The following is a 22472-nucleotide window of genomic DNA, read 5'->3' as shown; positions in this document are numbered from 1 at the left end:
CTGATCGAATCAGTAACACGTAAGATACGTGGTATCAGTTATCTACTTGTAGTCAGTCGCTGGAGATGCATCGTCAAATATGTCGCTTCACCTCGTGGCACAGGACGCTTTAATTCGCGTTCCATGATGCCCATCAGCTCCCAAGCAGTACTATAGCATAGCGGATATTCTTCACGCAACACCTTTTCTATTTTTTGTGGGGCCTCGACCGTCTCACCTGTCGCAACCCGCTCAACGGCGTACCTTAAGTGCCGAAGTAAGCGCTTATAATCGAGCGAAGTCCGGTCCATTTTGACGTTCAAACGACTCTCAATCGTCTGAACGATCTGGCCGATGATTTGATTGTGACGATTGACTTCGAGGACGTTTTTAAACGTCGTCGCCGAATGGATATGAAGGGCGATAAATCCGACCTCGGCATCAGGAAGCAACACATCGAGGCGCTCGTGGATCATGTCGACGATCCGTTCAGCGAGCGCGTACTCGTTCGGATAGAGCGATTCAGTCTCGAGTAAGAACGGATTCGTCACTTCCATCCCTTGCTCGATCCGTTTCATCGTAAAGAACAAGTGATCGGTCAGGCCGATATGGATATGTTGGTCGACTTTTTTTCCTGTGTTGCTCTCGATGAAGCCGACGATGTCTTGCATGAAGGCGATGAAGTCTTCATCGACGTGCTTCACGAGCTCACGATATTGAGATTGCTCTTCCTTATCCGTCAATTGATACACTTTCTCCGGGACGCTGGCCGGGTCGACGAGATCGCCCGCTTTCTTGCCGAAGCCAATCCCCTTCCCAAGCAGAATGACTTCCGGATCCGTATCATGTTGACAAATGACAACGCTATTATTCAACACTTTTTTGATCGTATACATCGGTAATGTCATTCGTATCGCATCCCTTACTAATTAAATCGTTATCTTATCTAGTATATCGGTTCAGCTTCTAAAAAAGTAGGCAGAAACCAAAAAAAGACGAACATTTCTGTCGTCTTTAAAACATCGAGTAACCGCTCTTACGCAAGTACCGGATGGTGACCCCTGCCAAGATGGCACCGAGCAATCCGAATCCGAGCATAAAAATGTCGAGAAACTGCAGACCGAGCAGACGCTCATAGACGTTCGCGAGCGCGGTCGATGTTTCCGTGACGTAGCTTGACAGCTTGACGTTGTCGATCATCATGATGACGAAAATCGGATAGATGAACACGAGCGTCCACGTCTTTTTGAGCAGCATATTCAAGATGAACCCGATGCTGAAGAAGATGACTAAATATAAAATCGCGCCAATGACGGCTTGGATGATGTGCATGTGATTGCCCCCTTTTCCCGTTGTCTATTATACCGAAAAGAAATCCGCTTGGTCAAAGAAGTTCACTGAATCGTTGACATGAAAAAGCAGCCCGTTCAAATGAACAGGCTGCTCGTTGGCTCAAACGAATCAGAATTTACCTTTTTTAAGGACGAGACCGTATTTTTTGAGCTCGATAAAGTGTTTGTTGTCGATGACTTTCTTCATGAATGAAGCGTTGCGACCGAAGATTTTTTTGCCCATGACGATTCCGATTCCATCGTTATGACCAAGTGACGCGACCGTCCCTTTGCTCTCATACGTGAACTTCGAAGTCGACTTTCCGTTGATGAGCGCAGCGATGTTTTTCGCCACGTTGTGCGCTTGTTGCGTCGCGATTTGCGCCGTCGGCGGGTACGGACGGTTCGAGACAGGATCCATGACAGCTGAGCAGTCACCGATGATGAAGACGTTATCGTGGCCAGGGGCACGGTTGTCCGCCTCGACCATGACACGGTTACGGACCGCTTCGAAGCCAGACTTCTCAACGATCGGGCTACCGCTGACGCCGCCTGTCCAAAGGATCGTGTTCGCTGCGATCGTCTCTGTCGTCTCACCTTTGAGTGGACCGAACGTGACGACACCTGGCTCTACACCTTTGATGCCGTTGCCGAGTTTCATCTCGACGCCGTTACGCTCGAGCCATTTTTGCGCATACGTCGTGAGTTCCGGGTCGAACCCTGGAAGAACCGTTGGCGCTGCCTCGATGTTAACGATGCGGACCGCTTCACGGGGAACATCGTACTGTTTGCAAAGTTCAGGGACACGGTTGACAAGCTCACCGAGGAACTCGATACCTGTGAATCCGGCACCACCGACGACGATCGTGACGAATGAACGGTCAGATGATCCGTTCGTCTTGTATTGTGCGAACGAGTACTCGATATGTTCTTTAATTTTACGAACGCTGTTGAGCGAGTTGATCGTCATCGCGTTCTCTTTAAGGCCCGGGATACCGAATGTTTCCGGTACGCCACCGAGGGCGAAGACGACGTAATCGTACTCGACAGTCGATCCGTCTTCGAGCATCACTTGTTTAGCTGTAGTATCGACGCGATCGACGATCCCTTTGACAAATTTAACGCGTGACGCATTGACGACGTCGTTAATGTAGACACGAGCCTGCTCAGGCTTCATCGTTCCAGCCGCCGGCTCATGAAGCCAAGTCGTTTGGTAATGGTAATCGTGTTTGTTGATCAACGTGATGTTTGCATCTCCAGCTGCAAGCGTCTTCTGAAGGTTTACTGCCGTGATGAGTCCACCGAAACCTGCGCCGAGGATAACAATGTTAGGTCGTTTCATGTTCATTTCCACCTTATTTTAAAAGTTTTGTTTTCCTGAACAACTATGTTGTGTGTTTTTTCACATAGACGTTCACAATAAAGCCTAATTCTTGTTCAACCAATGTTCACAATTGCTTCCCGTTCATTGTACGACGTTTAATCCGTTTTCTCAATGAAAAAGCTTATCTTCTTGAATTTTTTTCGAAAGTATTGCATCTTTGTACTGAATGGATTTAGTTCACGTTAGACCATATAATAGAAGTACACGCTTCACGAGGAGGAATTCGATGAAATCGACGAAAGATGTAGTCATTATCGGTGGTGGTCCAATCGGACTGTTCACCGCATTTTATGCAGGTATGCGCCAACTCGATGCGACGTTGATCGAAAGCTTGCCGCAACTAGGCGGGCAATTATCGACGCTCTATCCAGAGAAATATATTTATGACATCGCCGGCTTCCCGAAAGTGAAGGCCCAAGATCTAGTCGACCAACTGAAAGCGCAAGCCGATCAGTTCGAACAAGATTATCGCCTTGGCGAGACGGTCGAAACGGTCGAGCGACTCGAAGACGGTACGTTCCACATCTCGACGAACAAGGACGAGTACCATACGAAAGCGATCATCATCACAGCCGGCAACGGCGCGTTCGCCGCACGTCCGCTCGGACTGGACGGTTGTGAAGATTATGCGAACCTTCATTACTTCGTCGACAGCATGGAGAAATTCCGCGACCGTCGCGTCATGATTGCCGGCGGCGGCGACTCGGCCGTTGACTGGGCACTCATGCTCGAAGGCATCGCCAAAGAAGTCCATATCGTCCACCGTCGTGACCGCTTCCGGGCTCACGAGCATACGGTCGAACAAATGAAGGCCTCGACGATCAACGTCTGGACGCCTTATAATATCGAATCGCTCTCAGGTGCGACGCATATCGAGTCGGTCGAACTGACGGACAAAGATGGCGAATCGAAGTTCGTCGACATCGACGACTTGATTTGTAACTATGGGTTCGTCTCATCGCTCGGCCCGATCAAAAACTGGGGCATGGAGTTTGAGAAAAACACGATCCGTGTCGACTCACGAATGGAGACAACAGTCGCAGGCATCTTCGCTTGCGGTGACATCGCCACGTACGAAGGCAAAGTGAAATTGATCGCGACCGGCTTCGGTGAAGCACCGATCGCCGTCAACCAAGTGAAGCAGCTTGTCGACCCGACAGCGCGTCACCCACAACATTCAACCTCGGTATTTGCCGGGAAATAAAGACTGGCCTCTCATCTGCGAACGATGAGAGGCCGTTTTTTCATTTGCGGATCGTTTGAATGATGACACGGTCAATCCAATCATCGAGTTGCGTGAACACGAAGCCAGCTTTTTTCGCCTCGGCGTTCGACATGTAGTAGTCGACGTCCGTATCGTACGGGGACGACTCCCCATCCTTAATGATTTGGACCGGTTTACCGATATGCTGTCCAATTCGTTCCATGAGCGCACCTAGCGAGATGAGGCCGTCGCTCGCGGCGTTGAACGGCCCCCTCACGTCGGCACGGCCGACCCATTCCAAGAAAGCTGCCGCCTCGAAACTCGAGATGAATCCCATCAACGCCTCCGGATGATGTAATACGATCGGTTCTTCGTTCCGAACCGCGTCGACATAAAATTTTAACCGGTCGGTGTAATCATCCGGCCCTAGGACGATCGGCAACCGCACCGTCGTGACCGGGAACGAGGCCCGATGGAAGAAGTACGATTCGGCCTCTCGTTTCCCTTGTCCGTAATCGTGTTCCGCGTCAAGGTGATATTCATGATGGAGCGGATTGAAGTCGCTCTCTTTTAAAGCTGCCTCTGGCGCATAGACGGACATCGTAGACGTGAGCACATATTTCCCGACCCGGTCCATGAAGGCGTCTGTCGCAATCTTCGCCTGATACGGATTGAAACAAATATTGTCGTAGACGAGGTCATACTCGTTACGTGCGAGGTCTTTCATCGTCGCGACCGACTGACGGTCGCCTTTAATGGAGCGGATCCCTTCCGCTTCCGGCACTTGCAGCTGTCCGCGCGTGACAATCGTCACGTCGTCCCCGGCTTCAGCGAGCCGCAGTGCGAGCCGTTTCCCAAAGTAACGTGAGCCACCAAAAATCAACACTTTTCTCATCACTCCTACCCCCTTCTCATCCTTCTTCCACCAATATTCCCGTTCATTTCCTCTCATTAACATACTCACCAAAAAAGGTTGCCGAACATGTCGGCAACCCGTCTATCGTTTAGCAATCCCCGGGCGTGCCGGCGTTCGCCGCCGTCCGGAAACTCGAGCCGCAACCGCACGTCGCGATCGCGTTCGGATTTTTGATCGTGAAGCCACCGCCGAGCATCGACTGCTTATAGTCGATTTCGAGCCCGTCGACGACACCGTGGTCAGCTTCGGCGACGATGACGCGGACGCCATGATGGTCGAACTGGACATCCTTGTCCGTCTTGTCTTCATCGAACCCCATCCCGTAGGATAAGCCGGTACACCCACCGCCTTGGACTTTAATGCGTAAGAATTGGGCTTCAGGGCGTTCGGTCTGTTTCATCATATCGATGACTTGTAGTGCGGCTGGCTCTGTTAAATGAATCATCTGAACTCCTCCTCATTTATCTTCACTTCAAGTCAACTGACTTGTGATTTTGTGAAATATCTTGTATAACTAAACTGTAACAAAAAAAATTAAATCGTTCCATCTTCGGGGCAGGGTGAAATTCCCGACCGGCGGTATTGAAGACAAGTTCTTCTCAGCCCGTGAGCGAGCAAGGCGTTGCTTGCTGATTTCGTGAGATTCGAAAGCCGACAGTAAAGTCTGGATGGGAGAAGATGGCGGCATCCGACCGATATCCGGATGTTTTCTTTGGCGTGGTTTAAACGTTGATGAGAACATCTATTTCGTATGCGCGTAAACTCTCCCGATTGTTCACACAATCGGGTTTTTCTATGCGACGGGTGCCATTCATCAAGGAGCGACAAAAGGAGAGATTTTGATGAAAACAACGCGCAACAAACGATTGACAACACTGGTGACGCTATCGATGCTCGGGGCGATTTCATTCGTCCTCATGCTCTTTAACTTCCCGCTGCCCTTCCTGCCACCCTTCCTGAAAGTGGATTTCAGTGACATCCCAGCGCTCGTCGCCGGTATCGTCTTCTCGCCACTCGCAGGTGTCGTGGTCGTCGCTCTAAAAAACGTCCTCTACTATGTCTTTAACGGTGGCGGCGTCCCGGTCGGTGAAGTCGCGAACTTCTTTGCAGGTGTCGCATTCATGTATCCGGTCGCTTGGTTCTACCATAAACGTAAAACGAATAAAGCGCTCGCTTCAGGCCTCGTGGCAGGTACGATCACGATGGCGATCAGCTTGGCGATTTTGAACTACCTACTCATCTTACCAGCTTACGCGTTCTTCTTCGGAATGGCCGAGATGGCCGATCCAGCAGTCAAGACGAACCTCGTCCTGTACGGTATCTTACCGTTCAACTTGATTAAGGCATTATTGATCACCGCCTTGTTCGTCCCGCTCTTCCTGAAGTTGAAGCCGTGGATCGAACGTCAACAAATGCAACTGCAAGCTTAATACACAAGCACCCAAAGGAACTTCTCCCTTGGGTGCTTTTTTCGATGCGGATAGTTACATGAACGAACAAGAGCGCCCACCGGAGTGAGCGCTCTTGTTCGTGAATAACGATTAGAGAAGAAGACCAGCGAGAGTCGCTGACATCAAGTTCGCAAGCGTACCTGCGAGAATCGCGAGGACACCCATACGTGCGATGTCGTTACGACGGTTCGGAGCCATACCACCAAGACCACCGAGAAGGATGGCGAGTGATGAGATGTTGGCGAATCCACAGAGTGCGAACGCGATCATCGCTTCTGTACGAGCTGACAAATCACCTGAACCGATGATCGGTGCGAACTCAGAGAAGGCAACGAATTCGTTCAAGACGAGTTTTTGTCCAAGGAAGCTACCGAATTGTACGGCATCTGCCCATGGTACACCGATGACGAACGCGAGCGGTGCAAACACGTAACCAAGGATCAACTGAAGTGAGAGACCTTCTAGACCGAACCAGCCACCGATTCCACCGAGAAGCAAGTTGACGAGTGCGATCAATGAAACGAAGGCAAGAAGCATCGCACCGACGTTCAACGCGAGGAACAACCCGTCTGACGCACCGCGAGCGGCCGCATCGACGAAGTTTGCTGCTTTGTTCTCTTCATCTTCTGCAATCTCGATATCATCATCCGGAGTTTCTGTTTCCGGGACGATGATTTTCGCAAACATCAAACCAGCAGGCGCTGCCATGAAGCTCGCTGCGAGCAAGTACTCGAGCGGAACACCGAGCGCGGCGTATCCAGCAAGTACCGAACCGGCAACCGACGCAAGACCACCGACCATGACGGCAAACAATTCAGATTGTGTCATTGATGGGAGGTAAGGCTTGATGACGAGCGGTGCTTCCGTCTGACCGACGAAGATGTTCGCCGTCGCTGAGAGCGATTCTTTACGTGACGTACCGAGTGCTTTTGCAAGTGCCGTACCGAGGATACGGATAACCCATTGCATGACGCCGATGTAGTAAAGAAATGCAATTAACGAAGACATAAAGATGATGATCGGTAATACTTGGAACGCGAAGACGAAGTTGTCTCCCCCGACTGCCGTACCGAAGACGAAGCCGATTCCGGCGTTCGCCGTGTTCAAGACGTTTTGGACGCCTCTTGAGATAAATTCTAACGCCGAACGCCCTACCGATGTGAAGAGGACGAGGAATGCGAACGTAAACTGGATCGCGAAGGCGGCAAGAACTGTACGCCATTTGATGGCTTTACGGTTGGTCGAGAAGATGTAAGCGATTCCAATTAGTGCCAAAATACCAACCACGCTCATGATGTTCATTGGTGTTGTGCTCCTTTCATATTGAAAACCCGATGATTGTGTTATACCCGAATCAAGATGTGCCCTACCGTTTGAAACGCTTTCTTTTTATGTTGTTAAACGTCAGACAACCTACATTCGAACCTCTTAGAATATACCAAACCGTTTTAAAAAAAGCAACGGGTCAAAAAGAAAAAAGTTTGAGAAATCTCAAACTTTTTTACCAGGCCATCTCTTCGATTTTTTCATACACGTTCGTGACGAGTTGTTCCGGCGTCTCCCCGATCACGACTTCTCCGTCGACGAGACAGAACAAGTCGAGCGAGCAGACCCCGCAGTAGCCGGTACAGCCATATTCGACGACGTCTAGGTCAGGATCGGACTCTAGTTTTGCCCGGGCGATCTGTGAACCCATCGCTAAGTTCGAGGCACAAAACTCGATGATCGGATTCATCATTTTTTTCACCGTCTTTCTTCCCCTATTGCGGGAAAATGGTTCTTCTACGAGGTATTATATCATGGTACAGTTAGAGAGTAACAAAGGGGGATTTTTATGCGCAAATTAGTCGTCTTAGGAGGCGGTTACGGGGGTATGCGTGTAATCGAACGCGTCCTCGGCCATCAGCTGAAGGACGTATCGATCACATTAATCGACCGTCTACCTTATCACGGATTAAAAACAGAGTATTATGCACTAGCCGCAGGAACGGTATCCGATCGTGACATCCGTGTCGATTTCCCGGAAGAAGTCGACTACATATACGGGCAAGTCACCGACATCGATACGACCGACAAGATGGTGTTGCTCGCAAGCGGGGAAAAAGTGCCGTACGACGACCTCGTCATCGGCTTAGGCTGCGAGGACAAATACCATAACGTGCCCGGCGCCGCCGAGTTCACGTATAGTATCCAAACGTTAGAAGAGTCACGCAAGACGCAACAAGCGATCAACGGCTTGTCGCCCGGTTCGATCGTCTCGATCGTCGGGGCCGGGCTATCCGGTGTCGAGCTCGCGAGCGAACTTCGCGAGAGCCGTCCCGATCTGACCGTCCGACTGTTCGACCGTGGCCCTTCCGTCCTATCCTTTTTATCGAGCCGTGTCTCGATGTACGTTCAATCATGGTTTGAAGAGCATGGCGTTGAAGTCATCAACAATGCCAACATCGTCCGGGTCGACCCAGACGGTCTATGGAACCACGAACAACACTTTGCCGCTGACTTGACGGTCTGGACGGCCGGGATCCAACCGGTCGCCGTCGTCCGGAACCAAGGCTGGGAGCTCGATGGGGGCGGCCGTGTGAAACTGACACCGCACCACTACGTCCCCGATTTGCCTGACGTCTTCGTTGTCGGTGACAACGCCAGCCTCCCGTACGCACCTTCAGGTCAACTCGCCGAGGCACAAGCGGAACAAATCGTCCAAGTGCTGCTCTGCAAGTGGAAAGGCGTGGCTTATCCTGAGTTGCCGGATATTAAACTCCGAGGCACGCTCGGGTCGCTCGGGAAGAAGGCCGGCTTCGGCGTCTTCATGGGGAAACAGTCGCTGACCGGGAAAGTGGCCCGACTTCTCAAGTCCGGTATCCTGTGGAAACATAAAGTCATCAAATAATACGACCGAATCGCGAAATGGCTGCCTTGCCATCTCGCGATTTTTTTATGTGATGACAGCCGCTTACCCGTTCATCCTTCTTTGCCTTGCGCCAAAAGTCTTGTATCTCTGTCCCTGATATACTTGTCTAAATTTTCAGTTTATTGATTCGATTGACATATTCTATCCGATGGAAAAACTTGTTACTCTATGAGCACGGCAGTTCGACATCATGTCATCTCGCCTACATAATCTAAAGGGGGAAATCCATTGAAGAAGATCTGTAGCACCGTCCTCGCCTCGCTTCTCGTCTTGTCAACCGTCCCACAAGCAGTAGACGCCAGTCCTGACAAGGAAAAAGAACGTGTCATCGTCGTGTTCAAACAGTCGGCGAAGAAAATCCCGCTCTCGATTGAAGGCATGGAAGTCAATCAGCAATACGCCAACATCCCAGCTGCCGCCATCGAAGTGCCGAAAGCAGCGCTGAACGGATTGAAAAACAATCCGAACGTCGCCCACATCGAAGTCGATCAGACGGTACAAATTGAGAATCAAACCCAAGACTGGGGAATTCCAAAACTGAAAGCACCCTCGGCTTGGCAGAACGGCTTCACCGGAAAAGGTATTAAAGTATCCGTCGTCGATACCGGAATCTCAGCGCATCCGGACTTGACGATTGCAGGTGGAGCGTCATTTAGCAGTGTGACGAGTTCATATGCCGACGACAACGGACACGGCACGCACGTCGCCGGGATCATCGCGGCACGTGACAACGGCATCGGAACGGTCGGGATCGCCCACGAGGCAAGTATTTACGCCGTCAAAGCGCTCGAGGCGAACGGCAGCGGTAGCCTGTCGAGCATCATCGCCGGTATCGACTGGTCGATTTCGAATCAAATGGATATCATCAACTTGAGCCTCGGAACGACGAGTCCTTCGACGACGCTCCAACAAGTCGTCGATCGGGCGAACAATTCAGGCATTCTCGTCGTCGCAGCGGCTGGTAACAACGGCCGAGACGACGGCAGCGGCGACCTCGTCAACTACCCGGCGCGCTACAGCTCGGCCATCGCGGTCGCGGCGACGGACATCAACAACAATCGCGCTTCGTTCTCCGCTACTGGCAGTACAGTCGAAGTCGCGGCTCCTGGTGTGAACATCAACTCGACACTCTCAAGCGGCGGCTACGGTCAATTGAGCGGGACGTCGATGGCGACACCATACGTCGCCGGGAACTTGGCGCTCATGAAACAAGCGTACCCGACGCTCTCATCTTCACAGCTCCGGACGCGTCTGTCACAAGATACGATCGACCTCGGCACGGCAGGTCGCGATACACTATTCGGCAACGGACTCGTTCAAGCGCCAACGTCAGGCGGCACGTCACAACCGGTTCAAGCGCTCGCGGCGACTGTATCGACGTCTAAGTCGACATACTACGCTGGTGAAGTTGTATCAATCTCATCGACGGTACGTGATGCGAACGGTCAAGCGGTCGCGAACGCGGACGTTCGTGTGACGGTGACACAACCTTACGGCTCGACGCTCACAGGGACAGGTAAAACGAACTCAAGCGGAGCAATCACGTTCACGCTCTCGACTGGTTCTTCTTCACAACGAGGGACGTACCAAGTGAAAGCGGATGCGACGCTCTCAGGATACACGGCAAGTTCAGCGACGTCGTCGTTCCAACTTCGCTAAATCGAAAACAAGGTTGAACGAATGTGTATTCGCTCAACCTTGTTTTATGATGTCGTTTAATTCTCGTCAATCGCCGTATACACTTTACGCAACTGGACGACTCCTTCGTCGACGACTTCCCCGTTCAAGAGGACGAGCGGGTAAAACCATTCGTCTTGCTTGATCGCCTCGGCGATCTCATCGTCCGCTTGCTCGAAGTCGATGTATTCGAACTCGAACTTGCGCTCCGGATATTTCCGAGCGAGCGCACTTTGTAACCATTCATATGTCTCGACCGAGCTCGGTGCCCCGACACAGCTCGCACACTGTACTTCTGCCCCGTATACCGTGATTTTCATCGTCATTCCCCCTATTTATTTCTATTATACAAAAATCACGCAGCGCCCTTGTCACAAAACGCTCAGCGTTAAAGATTGAGAAACAATCTCAAACTTGCTAGAATGGAATAGAACCAGAAAGGGGTAGATACCATGGAAATGTTTGATCAAGTCCAAGAAGTACTCGATAAATTACGCCCGTTCTTGCTTCGCGACGGCGGTGACGTCGAACTCGTTGATGTAGATGAAGGCATCGTCAAACTTCGTTTGATGGGTGCATGCGGCAGCTGCCCGTCTTCAACAATCACTTTGAAAGCCGGAATTGAGCGCGCGCTCATTGAAGAAGTACCTGGCATCGTCGAAGTCGAACAAGTATTCTAAACAAAAAGGGAGACGTGAGTCATCCCTTTTTTTCATGCATGTGTCCATTCGTCCAAGCTCTCGACCATATAGGTCGGGAGCTTTTCTTGTTCTTGGATGAACGCCGGCCCGTGAACGCCTGAATTGACGTGCAGCGTCCGTAGCCCTCCGTTGATCCCAAACAAGATGTCCGTATGGTAGTTGTCCCCGACCATGACGACCTCGTCTTTCGTCAGACCGATCATCTCGAGGGCGATGTCGATCATGACCGGCTCCGGCTTGCCGATGAAGAACGGGTCTTTCTCCGTTGTCACCGTGAGCACGGACGTCAGCGCCCCGTTGCCCGGTAAAAAGCCGCGCTCGGTCGGGATGGCGATATCTCCGTTCGTCGAGATGAAGCGGGCGCCGGACCGAATCGCGAGCGCACCTTTCGCCAATTTCTCGTACGTGATGTGGCGGTCGAGCCCGATGACGACGTAGTCGGCTTTCGGTTCGTCCGTCACATGGAAGCCACGCTCTTCAAGCGCGATCCGGAGACCGTCTTCCCCGATCATATAAACGGTCGCCCCTGGTGTCATCTTCTCGATATAACGGGCCGTTGCCATCGCACTCGTCAAGACGTGCTCGGGCGTCACATGGACACCCATCGACACGAGCTTATCCGCGACTTGTTTCGGCGTCATCGAGGCGTTGTTCGTGACGAACAAGTACGGGAAGCCCGTCGCCTCGAGCCGGTTCACGAAGTCGACCGCTGCTTTGATCGGCTCGGTGCCCGCATAGATCGTTCCATCTAAATCAAATAAGTATCCTTTAATTAAATTCATCTAATCACTCGCTTTCCGGTAAAAATGCTGATACTGGTCCAAGTTCCACTTCTAAATAGCGGCGGACTTGCTCGGGAAATGCTGCGAACGTCTCTTTTTGACGCTCCGTCCAGGCGTCAAAGCGAGCCGAATCCGACGTGACGAACTCCCGGACGTAATAGGCACGCATCATGACGAGCTCTTTCGCCGCTTGAGCCGTCTGGGTGTCGAGCACGCGCTCGTCCAATAAAATGTCGACGATATCTTCATAACTCCCCGGATCGCGCATAATGAAGCCGTCGATCATCGAGTTGCCGACATCGATGACGCCTTCCATCAAATGCACGGCCAAACGCTCTTTCGCAAGTTCAAGTGTGAACGCGTCCCCTTCGAGCTGATCGATCCGATGCAACATCGTTTCCATATGGGCCAGCGTCTCATTGATTTTTTCTCTATTCACAAAATACATCGTCATCCCCCCTGCCCCTTATCATAATCTTTTTTCCGACTCGAGAAAAGAATCTCCCCTATTTACATCATTTATCCGATTGTGATACACTAATCCACGGATTAACACTTTAATTAGTATGTCACATTAAATAGAAATCACGTGGAGGGTTCAACACTATGGAACGAGAATTAGCGTTAGAGATCGTACGAGCAACCGAGGCAGCGGCACTGGCATCATCAAAATGGATTGGTCGCGGCCAAAAGAACGAGGCCGATGACGCGGCGACGTCAGCGATGCGCGAAGTGCTCGGTACGGTCAATATGGATGCGACTGTCGTGATTGGTGAAGGCGAATTAGATGAGGCGCCGATGCTTTACATCGGCGAACGCCTCGGTACGACGTTCGGGCCGGAAGTCGATATCGCGGTCGATCCGCTCGAAGGGACATCGATCGTCGCCAAAGGACTCGGCGACGCCATGGTCGTCATCGCAGTCGCCGATAAAGGCGCTCTCCTCCACGCACCTGATATGTATATGGATAAACTTGTTGTCGGACCGAACCTGAAAGGGAAAGTCTCGCTCGACGAACCGCTCGAGTCGATCATCGAGAAAGCCGCGCTCTATAACGGCAAACGGATCGAAGAAGTGACCGTCATCATGCAAGACCGCGATCGCCACGAACATCTCCGTCAAGCGGCGATGCGTATGGGCGCACGCGTCAAACTGTTCGATGACGGCGATGTCTCGGCCGGGATCGCCGCAGCCATCAAATCGAACCCGATCGACATCTTCATCTCGACAGGCGGCGCACCAGAAGGCGTCATCACGGCAGCAGCAGTCAAGGCGCTCGGCGGCGATATGCAAGCCCGCCTTCACCCGATGAACGAAGAAGAGACGGCCCGCGTCATCTCGATGGGCATCGAGGACCCGCTCCAACTCCTCACGATCGACGATCTCGTTAAGAGTGACGATTGCATCTTTGCCGCGACCGGTGTCACGACAGGTGAACTGCTCGACGGCGTCAAGTTCTTGACGGACGATATCGTCGAGACGACGTCGCTCGTCATGCGTTCGAAGACGAAGACGATTCGCAAAGTCGTCGCTGAACACACGTTGTCGTTGAAGCCGTACCTGAACAAACAACAAGTCGAAGCATGACAAAACCTCCGCTCAAAATTTGAGCGGAGGTTTTTCTTTAGAACCCTTGTTCCATATCAGGCGTACCGACGTGGTTCGTGCGCGGCTGATCTGCTCCTCGGAGCGAATCATAGAACGCGGCGTACGTCGTCGAGAAGTACGGATATACGTACAAGAACCCGATTCCGAGCGTGAACACGCCGACGAAGAACCAACCGATGAACGAGAGGACGAGTTTGAACGCGTCCATCTTGTGACCGTCCATCATTCGGCGTGACTCCGTGATCGCCTCTAGAGCCGACAGTTCTGGCTGATCACGTAAAATATAGTTCGTGAGCGAGTACGAGAACGCTTTGACGATTCCTGGGATCACGAGTAACAATGCCCATAGGAAGATGAACAACCCTACGAAGAACGGAGCGAGCACGTGCTTCACATAGCCGGTTTGGAACGGTTCAAATAATTTCGAGACGGCCGGCTTGTCGCCGCGTGACACGGAGAGGACGAGCCATGACCATCCGACCGTGAGCGGTGCGATCAACAACGTCAGAAGGAACGATAAGAACGATAACGTCATCTCGATAGACGTCAATGGCTCCATTGACTCTGCGTCAATCGTCGGTGCGAACGATTGGGGAATCCCGTTCAATATAACGAACAAAATCAAAATCCCGGCGAGCAGCCAGCGATTACCTGTCAACATTTTTTGTGCGTGTTGTTTCCATTGTGCTGTCATAGTATCCATCCTTTGTTTGTGTTCTTTCCTTAGTGTACGTCATTGGCCGGCAGAAGGTTTCAAAAAACACGAAAACAGGGGAAAGGTTTCTCCTTTTCCCTGTTAGTATAAGATATTGCCCATAAAAAACTGCGACATCGATAGAATAAATAAGAGCACACCTGTAGCGACAACAGTCAGTGAGATCGCTTTAAACAACCGGCTTTTTAGAAATGCATTCCGATACTCGAACCGGCGAACGAGCAAGACATGGACCAACTCAAACAAAAGGACCGCGGCTGTGAAATAGAATGTCATGATACTACCTAACCCGAAGAACAGCATCGTCAGTAAGCCCAATCCTAAGTTATGGATTCGGTTATGGACGTCATCGCGATCGCCGACGGTCGTCGTTTGTACGTGTTGCATCCTTCCACCTCACTTCCAAAACCCGAACAGAAAAAGTTATCTTATATATAAATTATCACAATTTTCTTATCCCTAAACCTGTCACACCATCTTTTCACCTAAACGAAACATCTAGGAAATATATGTAATAAAAAAAGCGCTGATGTCATCAGCGCGTCATGAACCGGTCGAAGTTTCAGCTTCTTCCGATTTATTGAATTTTCGTTTTAGTTTGAGCGGTTGTTTCGTTCCGCCGAACACAGGACCGTCTTCACTTTCATCAATCTCTGTCTCTTTCTTCAGGACGAAGAACGGACAACCAAAGTTACAATACTCATACACATAGTCCATCACATGATCGATTCGATTATCGTACGTGGCAAACTTCGACTTCACTTCATAAAATCCTTTGAGACGAAGTTGACCATGTCCCCAATCTCCGACGATGTAATCATATTTATCGAGCACATCACTATAACGAGCGATGAATGCCTCTTCGTCAAACCCGTCGCGTTTCTCTTCGATGACGGTATATCCATGGTGATTCACTCTAATCATTTTCACACCTCCACTTTCCTATCATATCACGCCCGTCGACAGTTCCCCTATCGTTTTCGGATCACATCATGACGCGCCATGATCGTTTCACGCAGCACGTCACGCAGAAGTTCCGGCATGTAGTAACGCTTCGGCTGGTCCGCCAAATACGGCAGGAGCGGACCGAACGTGAACATGTCGACCGTGGCGACACGATACGTCTGTTCAAGCCCGATCTCGTTGCCGCGAAGCAAGTAGCGGCCTTGTTTCAATTCAAGACCGTGGACGATCGGTTGTCCGAGCACCGTCCCGCGAAAGCCGAGCCCACGCACGTGCATCGTCGTGAACGGCTCATCATGAACATCGCTCAAGAAACGAAGCAACGTTGCGCCGTCGAGTGTCAACAGACATGGGTTGATCGGGTGCGGACAGATGCGATGGAGCATATTGAGCGTGACTTGTCCGGGTGCCAACCCTTCAAGCAGGATCCCCGATGGAAGGATGCTTACTTCGGCATCACACCAGTCCATTAATCCGTGCGCCAACAACTCCGCAATCGGAGATGGTCCGAACCAATCGCTCCCATAGCCTGGCGTGGCGGCAATCGTCACGTCAAGCAAACTCTCAGCTTGTTCATACTCGAACCGCAACGCCCGTAGCGTGTCGTCGTCCTGAACGTGATCTGTCAAGTCATGGAGACACGCCTTCTTCTCTACGACTTGACCGTCCCGAAGCGTCAACTCGACTTCTCCGACGTATTGCCCGTACTTCCCGGCCTGGGCGATCAATACCCCGTTTTTCATGACACCGTCGTCTAACACGTGATGCGTATGCGCCCCGAGGATGACATCGATGGCCGGGAACGCTTCGGCGAGTCGCTCGTCGGCGTAGAAACCGAGGTGACTGAGCGCGATGATGACGTCACATCCTTTGAGTTCCTCGAGTGCCCGAGCAGTCGCCGTCAGCGGTGACTCAATTTGCCAACCGAGTTCAGGATACAGCTCTTCATACGGTGCGGTCACGCCGAACAGACCGACACGCACACCGGACCGCTCGAGGACGAGCGTCTCCGTCGCCCAGTCCGGTCGCGTCCCGTCCGCTTGATAGACGTTCGCGAGCAAGACGGGGAACGTCGCATCCACATAGAGCGAATCGAGCCAGTCGTGCGGAAACGTGATGCCTTCGTTGTTGCCAATCGTCACGGCCGTCGGATTGAGCCGATTGAGCAAGCGGACGTTCACTTGCCCTTTCGTCACTTCCGTCGCCGGGTGTGTTCGATCGGCATGATCGCCGAGGTCGAAGACGAGCGTGTCCTCATGTCGGTGTTCGTTCAAAAAGGAGACAAGTTGGGGCCAATTATGAAATTTTGAATGCAAGTCATTGTAGTGAAAGATTTTAATCGTACGCACGGCCATCCCCTCTTCCTAAAACAGGCTGATTTGGCTCGGGGCGAGCTCATACTCGGCACCGAGAATCTCAATCAAACGTTTCGCGTTCGGTGCCGCATCCCCGGCCGAGTTGTTGTTGAAATAGACGTAGACCGACTTGGCATCTCGTTCGAGTGCCCGGCACGCCGTCGCAAGTTCTTGCAGTTCATCCTCACTGTATCGATACAAGCAGCGGACGTGACGCCACTCTTGGCTCGTCATCCCGGGTTTGCGGAGCCACCCTGCCGTATTGCGGCCGTGCAGACGGACGACTGCGACTTCCGGGTTCGTGACGACCGGGACGAACGGGATGCTGCTCTCTTTCGTCTGAGGTTCGTCGCACACCGTGTTGATGAAGCGTTGCTCGGTCAAGAACGCGAGCGTCCGGTCGCGAAATGCTTCCGAGAACCACGTCGGGTTCCGAAACTCGACGGCGATGTCATAGTCGATCAGCTCCGCTCGAATCGTCCGCAAATAGTCGAGATGCGGCTTCGAGACGTCGAACCACGGCGGGAGTTGGACGAGGACGGCCCGAAGTTTACCCGCCTGTTTGAGCGGCTCGACCGATGTCCGGTAGCGCTCGAACAGTTCGGCGAGCGGCAGCTTTGGTTCACGGTCGTGACCGCTCATTTCCCTGGAAACTTTGACGACGAACTGAAAGCCGTCCGGCGTCTCACGATTCCATTTCTCATAGTTTTTCACAGGTTGGATCGCATAGAACGACGAGTCGACCTCCACCGTCGGAAAGTGCCCGGCGTATGTCGACAGTTTGTGCTTCCGCTCTTCCGGGGTCGTATAGAGCAGGTCGTGGTCTCCCCAACCGGTCACACCGACATAAATCATCGTGTTTCCTCCTCACATTATTGTTCGAACGATGTCTCCGCGTTTCGCTTTGACCAATTGAGTGTCCCGCTGAACGTCACGAGCAACAAGACAAGTCCCATGATGAACGGATAGCGCATGTCGATATCGAAAGCGATCCCGGCAAGCGTCGGCCCGACGATATTACCGATACTCATATAGGCGTTGTTCATCCCCATCGCGAAGCCTTGTTCTTTATCTGCCATCTTCGACACAAGCGTATTCAACACCGGACGAAGAATCGAGGTCGACAAGAAGATGATGAGCGTGATTGCGAAGAAAATCGCATACGATCCCGCGAACAGCGAGAACAAGAAGCCGAGTGCCGCGAGCATAATGAAGATGAGCACGACTTTGATCTCACCGAAGAGCGAGACGAGTCGGTCGACGGCAAACAGCTGAACGATGACACTGACGATCCCCGTACCTGTGATCATGACGGCAATTTCTTGCGGCGTCGCACTGAACGTCTCACTGACGAACAATCCGAGCACCGACTCGTATGCCATGAGCCCAAACGCCATGACCAAGTTGATGACGAGCACGAAGAAGTACGGCTTTCGAGTCGACGACAAGAGTTGCCGTGGCAGCGATTCGGTCTCGTTCGTCCGGACGTAAGCTTCCCGGTCCGGTTCTTTCAATAGAATGATCGATGAGATGACGGCGACGAATGAGACGATCGCCGACAAAAGTAGCGGTGCCTTCAGCCCGAACTCGGCGACGAAGCCCCCGATCCCTGGTCCGATGACGATCCCGAGCGACATTGCCGCGGAAATATAGCTATTTCCTTTCGCCCGTTGTTTGAGCGTCGTAATGTCGGCCACGTAAGCAAAGATGGCTGGAATGAGCAATGCGGCCCCGACTCCGCCGATGGCGCGCGAGATCAGTAAGACCGTCAAATTGTCCGATAAGTAAAAGACTGCCATCGAGATGGTGAAGCCGATGAGCCCTGAAATGATCATCAGCCGGCGACCGTAGACGTCCGCCCATTTCCCCGCGATCGGTGACATGAGCAACTGCGCCCCGGCAAAGACCGAAATCATCAGTCCGGCGGCGGTACCGCCTTCACCTATCATTTTTAAATAGTCGGGAATGATTGGAATGATAATCCCGAATCCTGCTACAGCGATGAACATGTTCAGCATGAGAATCGCCAATTGTTTCTTTTGTTTTGTCGTCAACGTACGTCACTTCCTTTTCATCTATTCATTTTACTTGTTGATGAATGGAATGAGCAAACGATAAGACAGCAAAACACCCATCCTGGACCAGAGGATGGGTGTCGTTGTGATTATGAGATGCGTGACTCGGCGAGTGATCCGCTCGACCGCTGTTTCGGTAAGAACAGTGTGACGACATAAACGATCAACGTCGGAACTGCCCAGGCGAGCCCGATCTCAGCCATCGGCAAGTTCGTGATCCATGCAGTCACGGCTGTTGGAGCCAAGCCTTGTGCCGTCTCGAACAACGAGAACACGAGCGCCGTGTAAACGGTCGCCTTCATGGCGACTTGCGGGTTACGTTGAATCCGTTCCGTGACCGAAACGAGCACGAGTGCGATCATGACCGGATACAAGAGCGTGAGTAACGGTATCGCGATTTCAATCAACGTACCGAGACCGACGAGTGAAATCAAGTAACCGAATAACGTTGTCCCGATGACGACTTGGTAGTACTTGAGCGACTCGAACGTGTTACTCATGAACCGTGAAAACTCACTGATGAGTCCGACGGCTGTCGTCAAACAAGCAAGGAAGACCGCTGCCCCGAGTGCGAGCATGCCGACTTGACCGAACGATGTACCGGCAAACGTTTGAAGGAGGCTTGCTCCGTCAGTCGTTCCCGTGACACCCGTCATGTTCGCTCCGATCGATGCGAGCGAGATGTAGACGAGCATCAAACACGTGACGGCAAGCAATCCCGATGTCCGGAGAAGCGATGACGCTTCTTTTTGATCCGACATCCCGTTCGCTTTAAGCGTGACGAGAACGATTGCACCAAAGACGAGTGCCCCGAATACGTCCATCGTCAAGTAACCTTGTTTAAAGCCTTCACCGAGTGCCCCGAGCCACGTCTCATACCCTGCTGCCGGCGCGACCGGTGAGCCGAGCGGAGCCACAAGGTTTGTGATCCCGATGCCAGCGAGCAAGACGAGGAGGATCGGCGTAATGATCCGTCCGATGATCTCGATCAATTTTTGAGCGCGGAGCGTCAAAAGGAACGTCAAGCCGAAAAAGACAGTTGAACTGATGGCGAGTGTGAACGTTGACGGCGCACCGAGGAACGGCACGACTCCCATCTCATACGTGACCGCTGCCGTCCGAGGAATCCCGAAGAACGGTCCGATGGCCACGTACATTAATCCCGTCAAAAGGAGTGCAAGACGCTTCGGAATATACTGGGCGATTTGATCAGACCCTCCACCGACCCGCGCGACCGCGAACAAGGCGAGTAAAGGAAGTCCGACGCCGGTAATGACGAATCCGACTAGGGCTGGGAACAGGTTCTCACCTGCCAACGCTCCTAGCATCGGTGGGAACAGCAAGTTCCCGGCTCCGAAGAATAATGCGAAAATCGTAAACGCTAACGGGAATAATGTTGATTTTTTCATACAACTACCTCCACATACATTGTAGTACCTTCCGTGTTGAACAAATTCCGACTAAATGACTAAATTTTCTGACAATAAAGCGCTTGGTCTATTCCATTATACACACTATCCTTTTTTTGACCACCCTATCTTTAAAAAAGATGTTTATTTTTCTGAGAAGTAGATTTCCATATAAAAAAAGCTCCCTCTTTTTACAACAGGAGCCTACTTGTCAACCGAATTCATGTCATCTTTTCAAAAAAATAGTCAATAGCGGATATCGAATTTACGGTACGATGCTTCCGCGATATCCGTTTCTTCGATCTGTTCGACGCCGACGAACCGATTGCCGTCATAGAGCGCTCGTTTGAACGATGCATAGTCGGCCTCGTCCCCTTCGACGTGGATTTCGACCGTACCATCGCTCAAATTCCGGACCCATCCCTTTAGATTCGATTCGATTGCGGTCGCTTGACAAAAATAGCGAAAGCCGACCCCTTGGACGCGTCCTGAGACGATCAATTGTTTAGCCAGTTTCATGCGTATTCTCCTCCTTCATATGAAATAACAGGTTTAGCGAGACGCTGCTTAGGTAACACTATATAAATAAAATACTGATTAGGAGTGGTGATGTGGAACAGATTGTGAATATCGTGACGTCGTTTTCGAATTGGCTATGGGGAGTCCCAATCATCTCCCTGCTCGTGTTATCAGGTGTATACTTGACCATCAAATTAGGATTCTTCCAATTCCGATACCCGCTCTACATAGTTCAACAAACGTTAGGAAGCGTCTTTAAAAAACCGAAAGGCGAAGGCGACATCAGTCCTCGCCAGGCGTTGACGTCGGCGTTATCGTCGACGATTGGTGCCGCCAACATCATCGGTGTCCCGGCCGCGATTATGTTCGGGGGACCGGGCGCCATCTTCTGGATGTGGGTCATCGCCGTCGTCGGGATGGCCATTAAGTTCTCAGAAAGTGTCCTCGCCGTCCGTTACCGCGAGAAAAATGAAGCTGGGGAATTTGTCGGCGGTCCGGTCTACTACATGGCCAAAGGGCTGAAGTGGAAATGGCTCGCCTCATGGTTCGCGTTCGCCCTCATGATCGAGCTCATCCCGAGCATCATGGTCCAAGGCAACGCCGTCAGCTCGGCCGTCCGTGAGACGTTCAACGGCGACACGCTCATTACCGGGATTATCGTCGCCGGACTCGTCGCACTCGTCGTCTTCGGTGGCATGAAACGGATCGCTAAAGTAACAGAAATAATTGTTCCAGCGATGGCACTCGTGTACGTCGGGGCCGGGTTCATCATCGTCTTGATGAACTTCTCGCAAATCCCTGACGTTCTCGGTCTTATCTTCTCGTACGCGTTCCAACCGATGGCCGCGCTCGGCGGATTCGCCGGGGCCGCCATCGCTGAGACAATCCGTTGGGGTTTCGCCCGCGGACTCTATTCGAACGAGGCCGGTCTTGGGACGGCGCCGATTGCGCACGCAGCCGCCCAGACCGATCACCCGGTCCGCCAAGGTTTCTGGGCCGTCATCGGGATCGTCATCGACACGCTCATCATCTGTAGCACGACCGCGTTCGTCGTCTTATCGTCTGGTGTCTGGACGCGTGAAGGCGCGATGAGCGACCCGGCCGCACTCACGACGATCGCTTTCCGTGAATACTTCGGGTATACGGGCAGCCTGCTCGTGACGATCTCACTCATCTTCTTCGTCTTGTCGACGATCATCGTCATCATCTTTTATGGTTCACGCCAAGCCGAGTACTTGTTCGGTTTGACGGCCGGTAAAGTGATGAAAGTCGTCTATATCGCCTCGATCGTCATCGGTTCGATCGGTGGCGCCCAGATGATTTGGAACTTCCTTGACTTCATGCTCGCGATGATCCTCATCCCGAACATGATCGCCGTATTGATGCTAAGCGGTGAAGTGAAGCGACTAACGACTGAATTCTTCTCGTCTGAAAAATATTACAAGAAAGACGTCGCCGAGAAAAAGGCGTCGTAACAACGAACCCGGCTGCA

The 22472-nt window shown here is 52.0% G+C and carries 25 protein-coding genes and 1 riboswitch; of the genes, 7 read left to right on the top strand and 18 right to left on the bottom strand.

Annotated elements, in window-relative coordinates:
- Nucleotides 1-38 precede the first annotated feature (38 nt).
- From glcT to EVJ29_RS01860, 3 genes are all read right to left on the bottom strand, one after another.
- Nucleotides 39-887, bottom strand: coding sequence for a glucose PTS transporter transcription antiterminator GlcT (gene glcT / locus EVJ29_RS01870; RefSeq protein ID WP_131441442.1), 849 nt, complete (start codon nucleotides 885-887; stop codon nucleotides 39-41).
- A 106-nt stretch (nucleotides 888-993) separates the two neighbouring features.
- Nucleotides 994-1311 (bottom strand): YuiB family protein, encoded by a 318-nt coding sequence (locus EVJ29_RS01865; protein WP_070328765.1) that lies wholly within the window; start codon nucleotides 1309-1311, stop codon nucleotides 994-996.
- Nucleotides 1312-1440: 129 nt separating this feature from the next.
- A complete protein-coding gene (locus EVJ29_RS01860) occupies nucleotides 1441-2652 on the bottom strand; it encodes an NAD(P)/FAD-dependent oxidoreductase (RefSeq protein WP_071397893.1) in 1212 nt (403 codons plus the stop codon).
- Nucleotides 2653-2920: 268 nt separating this feature from the next.
- On the opposite strand from EVJ29_RS01860, the gene EVJ29_RS01855 reads away from it, so the two are divergent.
- A complete protein-coding gene (locus EVJ29_RS01855; RefSeq protein ID WP_131463906.1) occupies nucleotides 2921-3898 on the top strand; it encodes an NAD(P)/FAD-dependent oxidoreductase in 978 nt (325 codons plus the stop codon).
- A 40-nt stretch (nucleotides 3899-3938) separates the two neighbouring features.
- Here EVJ29_RS01855 and EVJ29_RS01850 read toward each other — a convergent pair whose 3' ends face one another.
- Both EVJ29_RS01850 and EVJ29_RS01845 read right to left on the bottom strand, forming a co-directional pair.
- Complete coding sequence (locus tag EVJ29_RS01850; RefSeq protein WP_070328762.1) at nucleotides 3939-4793, bottom strand: epimerase; 855 nt, start codon at nucleotides 4791-4793, stop codon at nucleotides 3939-3941.
- Nucleotides 4794-4902: 109 nt separating this feature from the next.
- Complete coding sequence (locus EVJ29_RS01845; RefSeq protein ID WP_131441440.1) at nucleotides 4903-5259, bottom strand: HesB/IscA family protein; 357 nt, start codon at nucleotides 5257-5259, stop codon at nucleotides 4903-4905.
- 97 nt (nucleotides 5260-5356) lie between these two features.
- Nucleotides 5357-5498: riboswitch (FMN riboswitch) on the top strand.
- A 158-nt stretch (nucleotides 5499-5656) separates the two neighbouring features.
- Between EVJ29_RS01845 and EVJ29_RS01840 the strand changes: the two genes are divergently transcribed.
- Nucleotides 5657-6244 (top strand): ECF transporter S component, encoded by a 588-nt coding sequence (locus tag EVJ29_RS01840; protein WP_131463908.1) that lies wholly within the window; start codon nucleotides 5657-5659, stop codon nucleotides 6242-6244.
- A 111-nt stretch (nucleotides 6245-6355) separates the two neighbouring features.
- On the opposite strand, the gene EVJ29_RS01835 is transcribed toward EVJ29_RS01840, so the two are convergent.
- Together EVJ29_RS01835 and EVJ29_RS01830 are read right to left on the bottom strand one after the other, a co-directional pair.
- Nucleotides 6356-7567, bottom strand: coding sequence for a NupC/NupG family nucleoside CNT transporter (locus tag EVJ29_RS01835; RefSeq protein ID WP_131504671.1), 1212 nt, complete (start codon nucleotides 7565-7567; stop codon nucleotides 6356-6358).
- A 199-nt stretch (nucleotides 7568-7766) separates the two neighbouring features.
- Entirely contained in the window at nucleotides 7767-8003 is a 237-nt protein-coding gene (locus EVJ29_RS01830; protein WP_035386187.1) for a YuzB family protein, read from the bottom strand.
- Between the two features lie 96 nt (nucleotides 8004-8099).
- On the opposite strand from EVJ29_RS01830, the gene EVJ29_RS01825 reads away from it, so the two are divergent.
- Both EVJ29_RS01825 and EVJ29_RS01820 read left to right on the top strand, forming a co-directional pair.
- Nucleotides 8100-9155: an NAD(P)/FAD-dependent oxidoreductase gene (locus tag EVJ29_RS01825; RefSeq protein WP_131455937.1), complete on the top strand. Its 1056-nt coding sequence runs from the start codon at nucleotides 8100-8102 to the stop codon at nucleotides 9153-9155.
- Between the two features lie 249 nt (nucleotides 9156-9404).
- The gene (locus tag EVJ29_RS01820) at nucleotides 9405-10835 is read left to right on the top strand and encodes a S8 family peptidase (RefSeq protein ID WP_131504670.1); all 1431 of its coding nucleotides are present in this window, start codon (nucleotides 9405-9407) and stop codon (nucleotides 10833-10835) included.
- A gap of 56 nt (nucleotides 10836-10891) precedes the next feature.
- Here the strand turns inward: EVJ29_RS01820 and EVJ29_RS01815 are convergent, their stop codons facing one another.
- Nucleotides 10892-11179 (bottom strand): DUF1462 family protein, encoded by a 288-nt coding sequence (locus EVJ29_RS01815; RefSeq protein WP_071397900.1) that lies wholly within the window; start codon nucleotides 11177-11179, stop codon nucleotides 10892-10894.
- A 126-nt stretch (nucleotides 11180-11305) separates the two neighbouring features.
- Here EVJ29_RS01815 and EVJ29_RS01810 point away from each other — a divergent pair, with 126 nt between their 5' ends.
- Complete coding sequence (locus tag EVJ29_RS01810) at nucleotides 11306-11533, top strand: NifU family protein (RefSeq protein ID WP_016509169.1); 228 nt, start codon at nucleotides 11306-11308, stop codon at nucleotides 11531-11533.
- A 32-nt stretch (nucleotides 11534-11565) separates the two neighbouring features.
- Here EVJ29_RS01810 and EVJ29_RS01805 read toward each other — a convergent pair whose 3' ends face one another.
- Entirely contained in the window at nucleotides 11566-12336 is a 771-nt protein-coding gene (locus tag EVJ29_RS01805) for a TIGR01457 family HAD-type hydrolase (RefSeq protein WP_070328756.1), read from the bottom strand.
- Between the two features lie 4 nt (nucleotides 12337-12340).
- A complete protein-coding gene (locus EVJ29_RS01800; protein WP_201738971.1) occupies nucleotides 12341-12784 on the bottom strand; it encodes a DUF86 domain-containing protein in 444 nt (147 codons plus the stop codon).
- A 158-nt stretch (nucleotides 12785-12942) separates the two neighbouring features.
- Between EVJ29_RS01800 and glpX the strand changes: the two genes are divergently transcribed.
- Nucleotides 12943-13923 carry a class II fructose-bisphosphatase gene (gene glpX / locus EVJ29_RS01795; protein WP_070328755.1) on the top strand — a complete coding sequence of 327 codons (981 nt, stop codon included), beginning with the start codon at nucleotides 12943-12945 and terminating at the stop codon, nucleotides 13921-13923.
- A 37-nt stretch (nucleotides 13924-13960) separates the two neighbouring features.
- Here glpX and EVJ29_RS01790 read toward each other — a convergent pair whose 3' ends face one another.
- The 8 genes from EVJ29_RS01790 to EVJ29_RS01755 all read right to left on the bottom strand — a co-directional run bounded on the left by EVJ29_RS01790 (nucleotide 13961) and on the right by EVJ29_RS01755 (nucleotide 20980).
- Nucleotides 13961-14638: a DUF975 family protein gene (locus EVJ29_RS01790; protein WP_131490436.1), complete on the bottom strand. Its 678-nt coding sequence runs from the start codon at nucleotides 14636-14638 to the stop codon at nucleotides 13961-13963.
- A 102-nt stretch (nucleotides 14639-14740) separates the two neighbouring features.
- Nucleotides 14741-15046 carry a hypothetical protein gene (locus EVJ29_RS01785; protein ID WP_131463916.1) on the bottom strand — a complete coding sequence of 102 codons (306 nt, stop codon included), beginning with the start codon at nucleotides 15044-15046 and terminating at the stop codon, nucleotides 14741-14743.
- Between the two features lie 156 nt (nucleotides 15047-15202).
- Nucleotides 15203-15583: a YutD family protein gene (locus EVJ29_RS01780; RefSeq protein ID WP_131463918.1), complete on the bottom strand. Its 381-nt coding sequence runs from the start codon at nucleotides 15581-15583 to the stop codon at nucleotides 15203-15205.
- 47 nt (nucleotides 15584-15630) lie between these two features.
- Nucleotides 15631-16977: a bifunctional metallophosphatase/5'-nucleotidase gene (locus EVJ29_RS01775; RefSeq protein ID WP_131504668.1), complete on the bottom strand. Its 1347-nt coding sequence runs from the start codon at nucleotides 16975-16977 to the stop codon at nucleotides 15631-15633.
- A gap of 9 nt (nucleotides 16978-16986) precedes the next feature.
- On the bottom strand, nucleotides 16987-17832 hold the full coding sequence (locus EVJ29_RS01770; RefSeq protein WP_131455923.1) for a DUF72 domain-containing protein: 846 nt from the start codon (nucleotides 17830-17832) through the stop codon (nucleotides 16987-16989).
- 17 nt (nucleotides 17833-17849) lie between these two features.
- Nucleotides 17850-19031 (bottom strand): MFS transporter, encoded by a 1182-nt coding sequence (locus EVJ29_RS01765; protein WP_070328751.1) that lies wholly within the window; start codon nucleotides 19029-19031, stop codon nucleotides 17850-17852.
- A gap of 110 nt (nucleotides 19032-19141) precedes the next feature.
- Nucleotides 19142-20461 carry a branched-chain amino acid transport system II carrier protein gene (gene brnQ, locus EVJ29_RS01760; RefSeq protein WP_131463922.1) on the bottom strand — a complete coding sequence of 440 codons (1320 nt, stop codon included), beginning with the start codon at nucleotides 20459-20461 and terminating at the stop codon, nucleotides 19142-19144.
- Nucleotides 20462-20707: 246 nt separating this feature from the next.
- A complete protein-coding gene (locus EVJ29_RS01755; RefSeq protein ID WP_131490438.1) occupies nucleotides 20708-20980 on the bottom strand; it encodes an acylphosphatase in 273 nt (90 codons plus the stop codon).
- Between the two features lie 92 nt (nucleotides 20981-21072).
- On the opposite strand from EVJ29_RS01755, the gene EVJ29_RS01750 reads away from it, so the two are divergent.
- Nucleotides 21073-22455, top strand: coding sequence for an alanine/glycine:cation symporter family protein (locus tag EVJ29_RS01750; protein WP_131504667.1), 1383 nt, complete (start codon nucleotides 21073-21075; stop codon nucleotides 22453-22455).
- Nucleotides 22456-22472: the final 17 nt, after the last annotated feature.

Source organism: Exiguobacterium sp. SH4S7, assembly GCF_004336795.1.
Lineage (GTDB): Bacteria > Bacillota > Bacilli > Exiguobacteriales > Exiguobacteriaceae > Exiguobacterium > Exiguobacterium aurantiacum_A.
This window is presented reverse-complemented; position numbering and strand designations above follow the sequence as displayed.

What these genes read in the sequence shown, in the direction of transcription:
- glcT (WP_131441442.1), bottom strand. Translation starts at nt 887, where the DNA reads ATGACATTACCGATGTATACGATCAAAAAAGTGTTGAATAATAGCGTT.
- EVJ29_RS01865 (WP_070328765.1), bottom strand. Translation starts at nt 1,311, where the DNA reads ATGCACATCATCCAAGCCGTCATTGGCGCGATTTTATATTTAGTCATC.
- EVJ29_RS01860 (WP_071397893.1), bottom strand. Translation starts at nt 2,652, where the DNA reads ATGAAACGACCTAACATTGTTATCCTCGGCGCAGGTTTCGGTGGACTC.
- EVJ29_RS01855 (WP_131463906.1), top strand. Translation starts at nt 2,921, where the DNA reads ATGAAATCGACGAAAGATGTAGTCATTATCGGTGGTGGTCCAATCGGA.
- EVJ29_RS01850 (WP_070328762.1), bottom strand. Translation starts at nt 4,793, where the DNA reads ATGAGAAAAGTGTTGATTTTTGGTGGCTCACGTTACTTTGGGAAACGG.
- EVJ29_RS01845 (WP_131441440.1), bottom strand. Translation starts at nt 5,259, where the DNA reads ATGATTCATTTAACAGAGCCAGCCGCACTACAAGTCATCGATATGATG.
- EVJ29_RS01840 (WP_131463908.1), top strand. Translation starts at nt 5,657, where the DNA reads ATGAAAACAACGCGCAACAAACGATTGACAACACTGGTGACGCTATCG.
- EVJ29_RS01835 (WP_131504671.1), bottom strand. Translation starts at nt 7,567, where the DNA reads ATGAACATCATGAGCGTGGTTGGTATTTTGGCACTAATTGGAATCGCT.
- EVJ29_RS01830 (WP_035386187.1), bottom strand. Translation starts at nt 8,003, where the DNA reads ATGATGAATCCGATCATCGAGTTTTGTGCCTCGAACTTAGCGATGGGT.
- EVJ29_RS01825 (WP_131455937.1), top strand. Translation starts at nt 8,100, where the DNA reads ATGCGCAAATTAGTCGTCTTAGGAGGCGGTTACGGGGGTATGCGTGTA.
- EVJ29_RS01815 (WP_071397900.1), bottom strand. Translation starts at nt 11,179, where the DNA reads ATGACGATGAAAATCACGGTATACGGGGCAGAAGTACAGTGTGCGAGC.
- EVJ29_RS01810 (WP_016509169.1), top strand. Translation starts at nt 11,306, where the DNA reads ATGGAAATGTTTGATCAAGTCCAAGAAGTACTCGATAAATTACGCCCG.
- EVJ29_RS01805 (WP_070328756.1), bottom strand. Translation starts at nt 12,336, where the DNA reads ATGAATTTAATTAAAGGATACTTATTTGATTTAGATGGAACGATCTAT.
- EVJ29_RS01800 (WP_201738971.1), bottom strand. Translation starts at nt 12,784, where the DNA reads ATGTATTTTGTGAATAGAGAAAAAATCAATGAGACGCTGGCCCATATG.
- glpX (WP_070328755.1), top strand. Translation starts at nt 12,943, where the DNA reads ATGGAACGAGAATTAGCGTTAGAGATCGTACGAGCAACCGAGGCAGCG.
- EVJ29_RS01790 (WP_131490436.1), bottom strand. Translation starts at nt 14,638, where the DNA reads ATGACAGCACAATGGAAACAACACGCACAAAAAATGTTGACAGGTAAT.
- EVJ29_RS01785 (WP_131463916.1), bottom strand. Translation starts at nt 15,046, where the DNA reads ATGCAACACGTACAAACGACGACCGTCGGCGATCGCGATGACGTCCAT.
- EVJ29_RS01780 (WP_131463918.1), bottom strand. Translation starts at nt 15,583, where the DNA reads ATGATTAGAGTGAATCACCATGGATATACCGTCATCGAAGAGAAACGC.
- EVJ29_RS01775 (WP_131504668.1), bottom strand. Translation starts at nt 16,977, where the DNA reads ATGGCCGTGCGTACGATTAAAATCTTTCACTACAATGACTTGCATTCA.
- EVJ29_RS01770 (WP_131455923.1), bottom strand. Translation starts at nt 17,832, where the DNA reads ATGATTTATGTCGGTGTGACCGGTTGGGGAGACCACGACCTGCTCTAT.
- brnQ (WP_131463922.1), bottom strand. Translation starts at nt 20,461, where the DNA reads ATGAAAAAATCAACATTATTCCCGTTAGCGTTTACGATTTTCGCATTA.
- EVJ29_RS01755 (WP_131490438.1), bottom strand. Translation starts at nt 20,980, where the DNA reads ATGAAACTGGCTAAACAATTGATCGTCTCAGGACGCGTCCAAGGGGTC.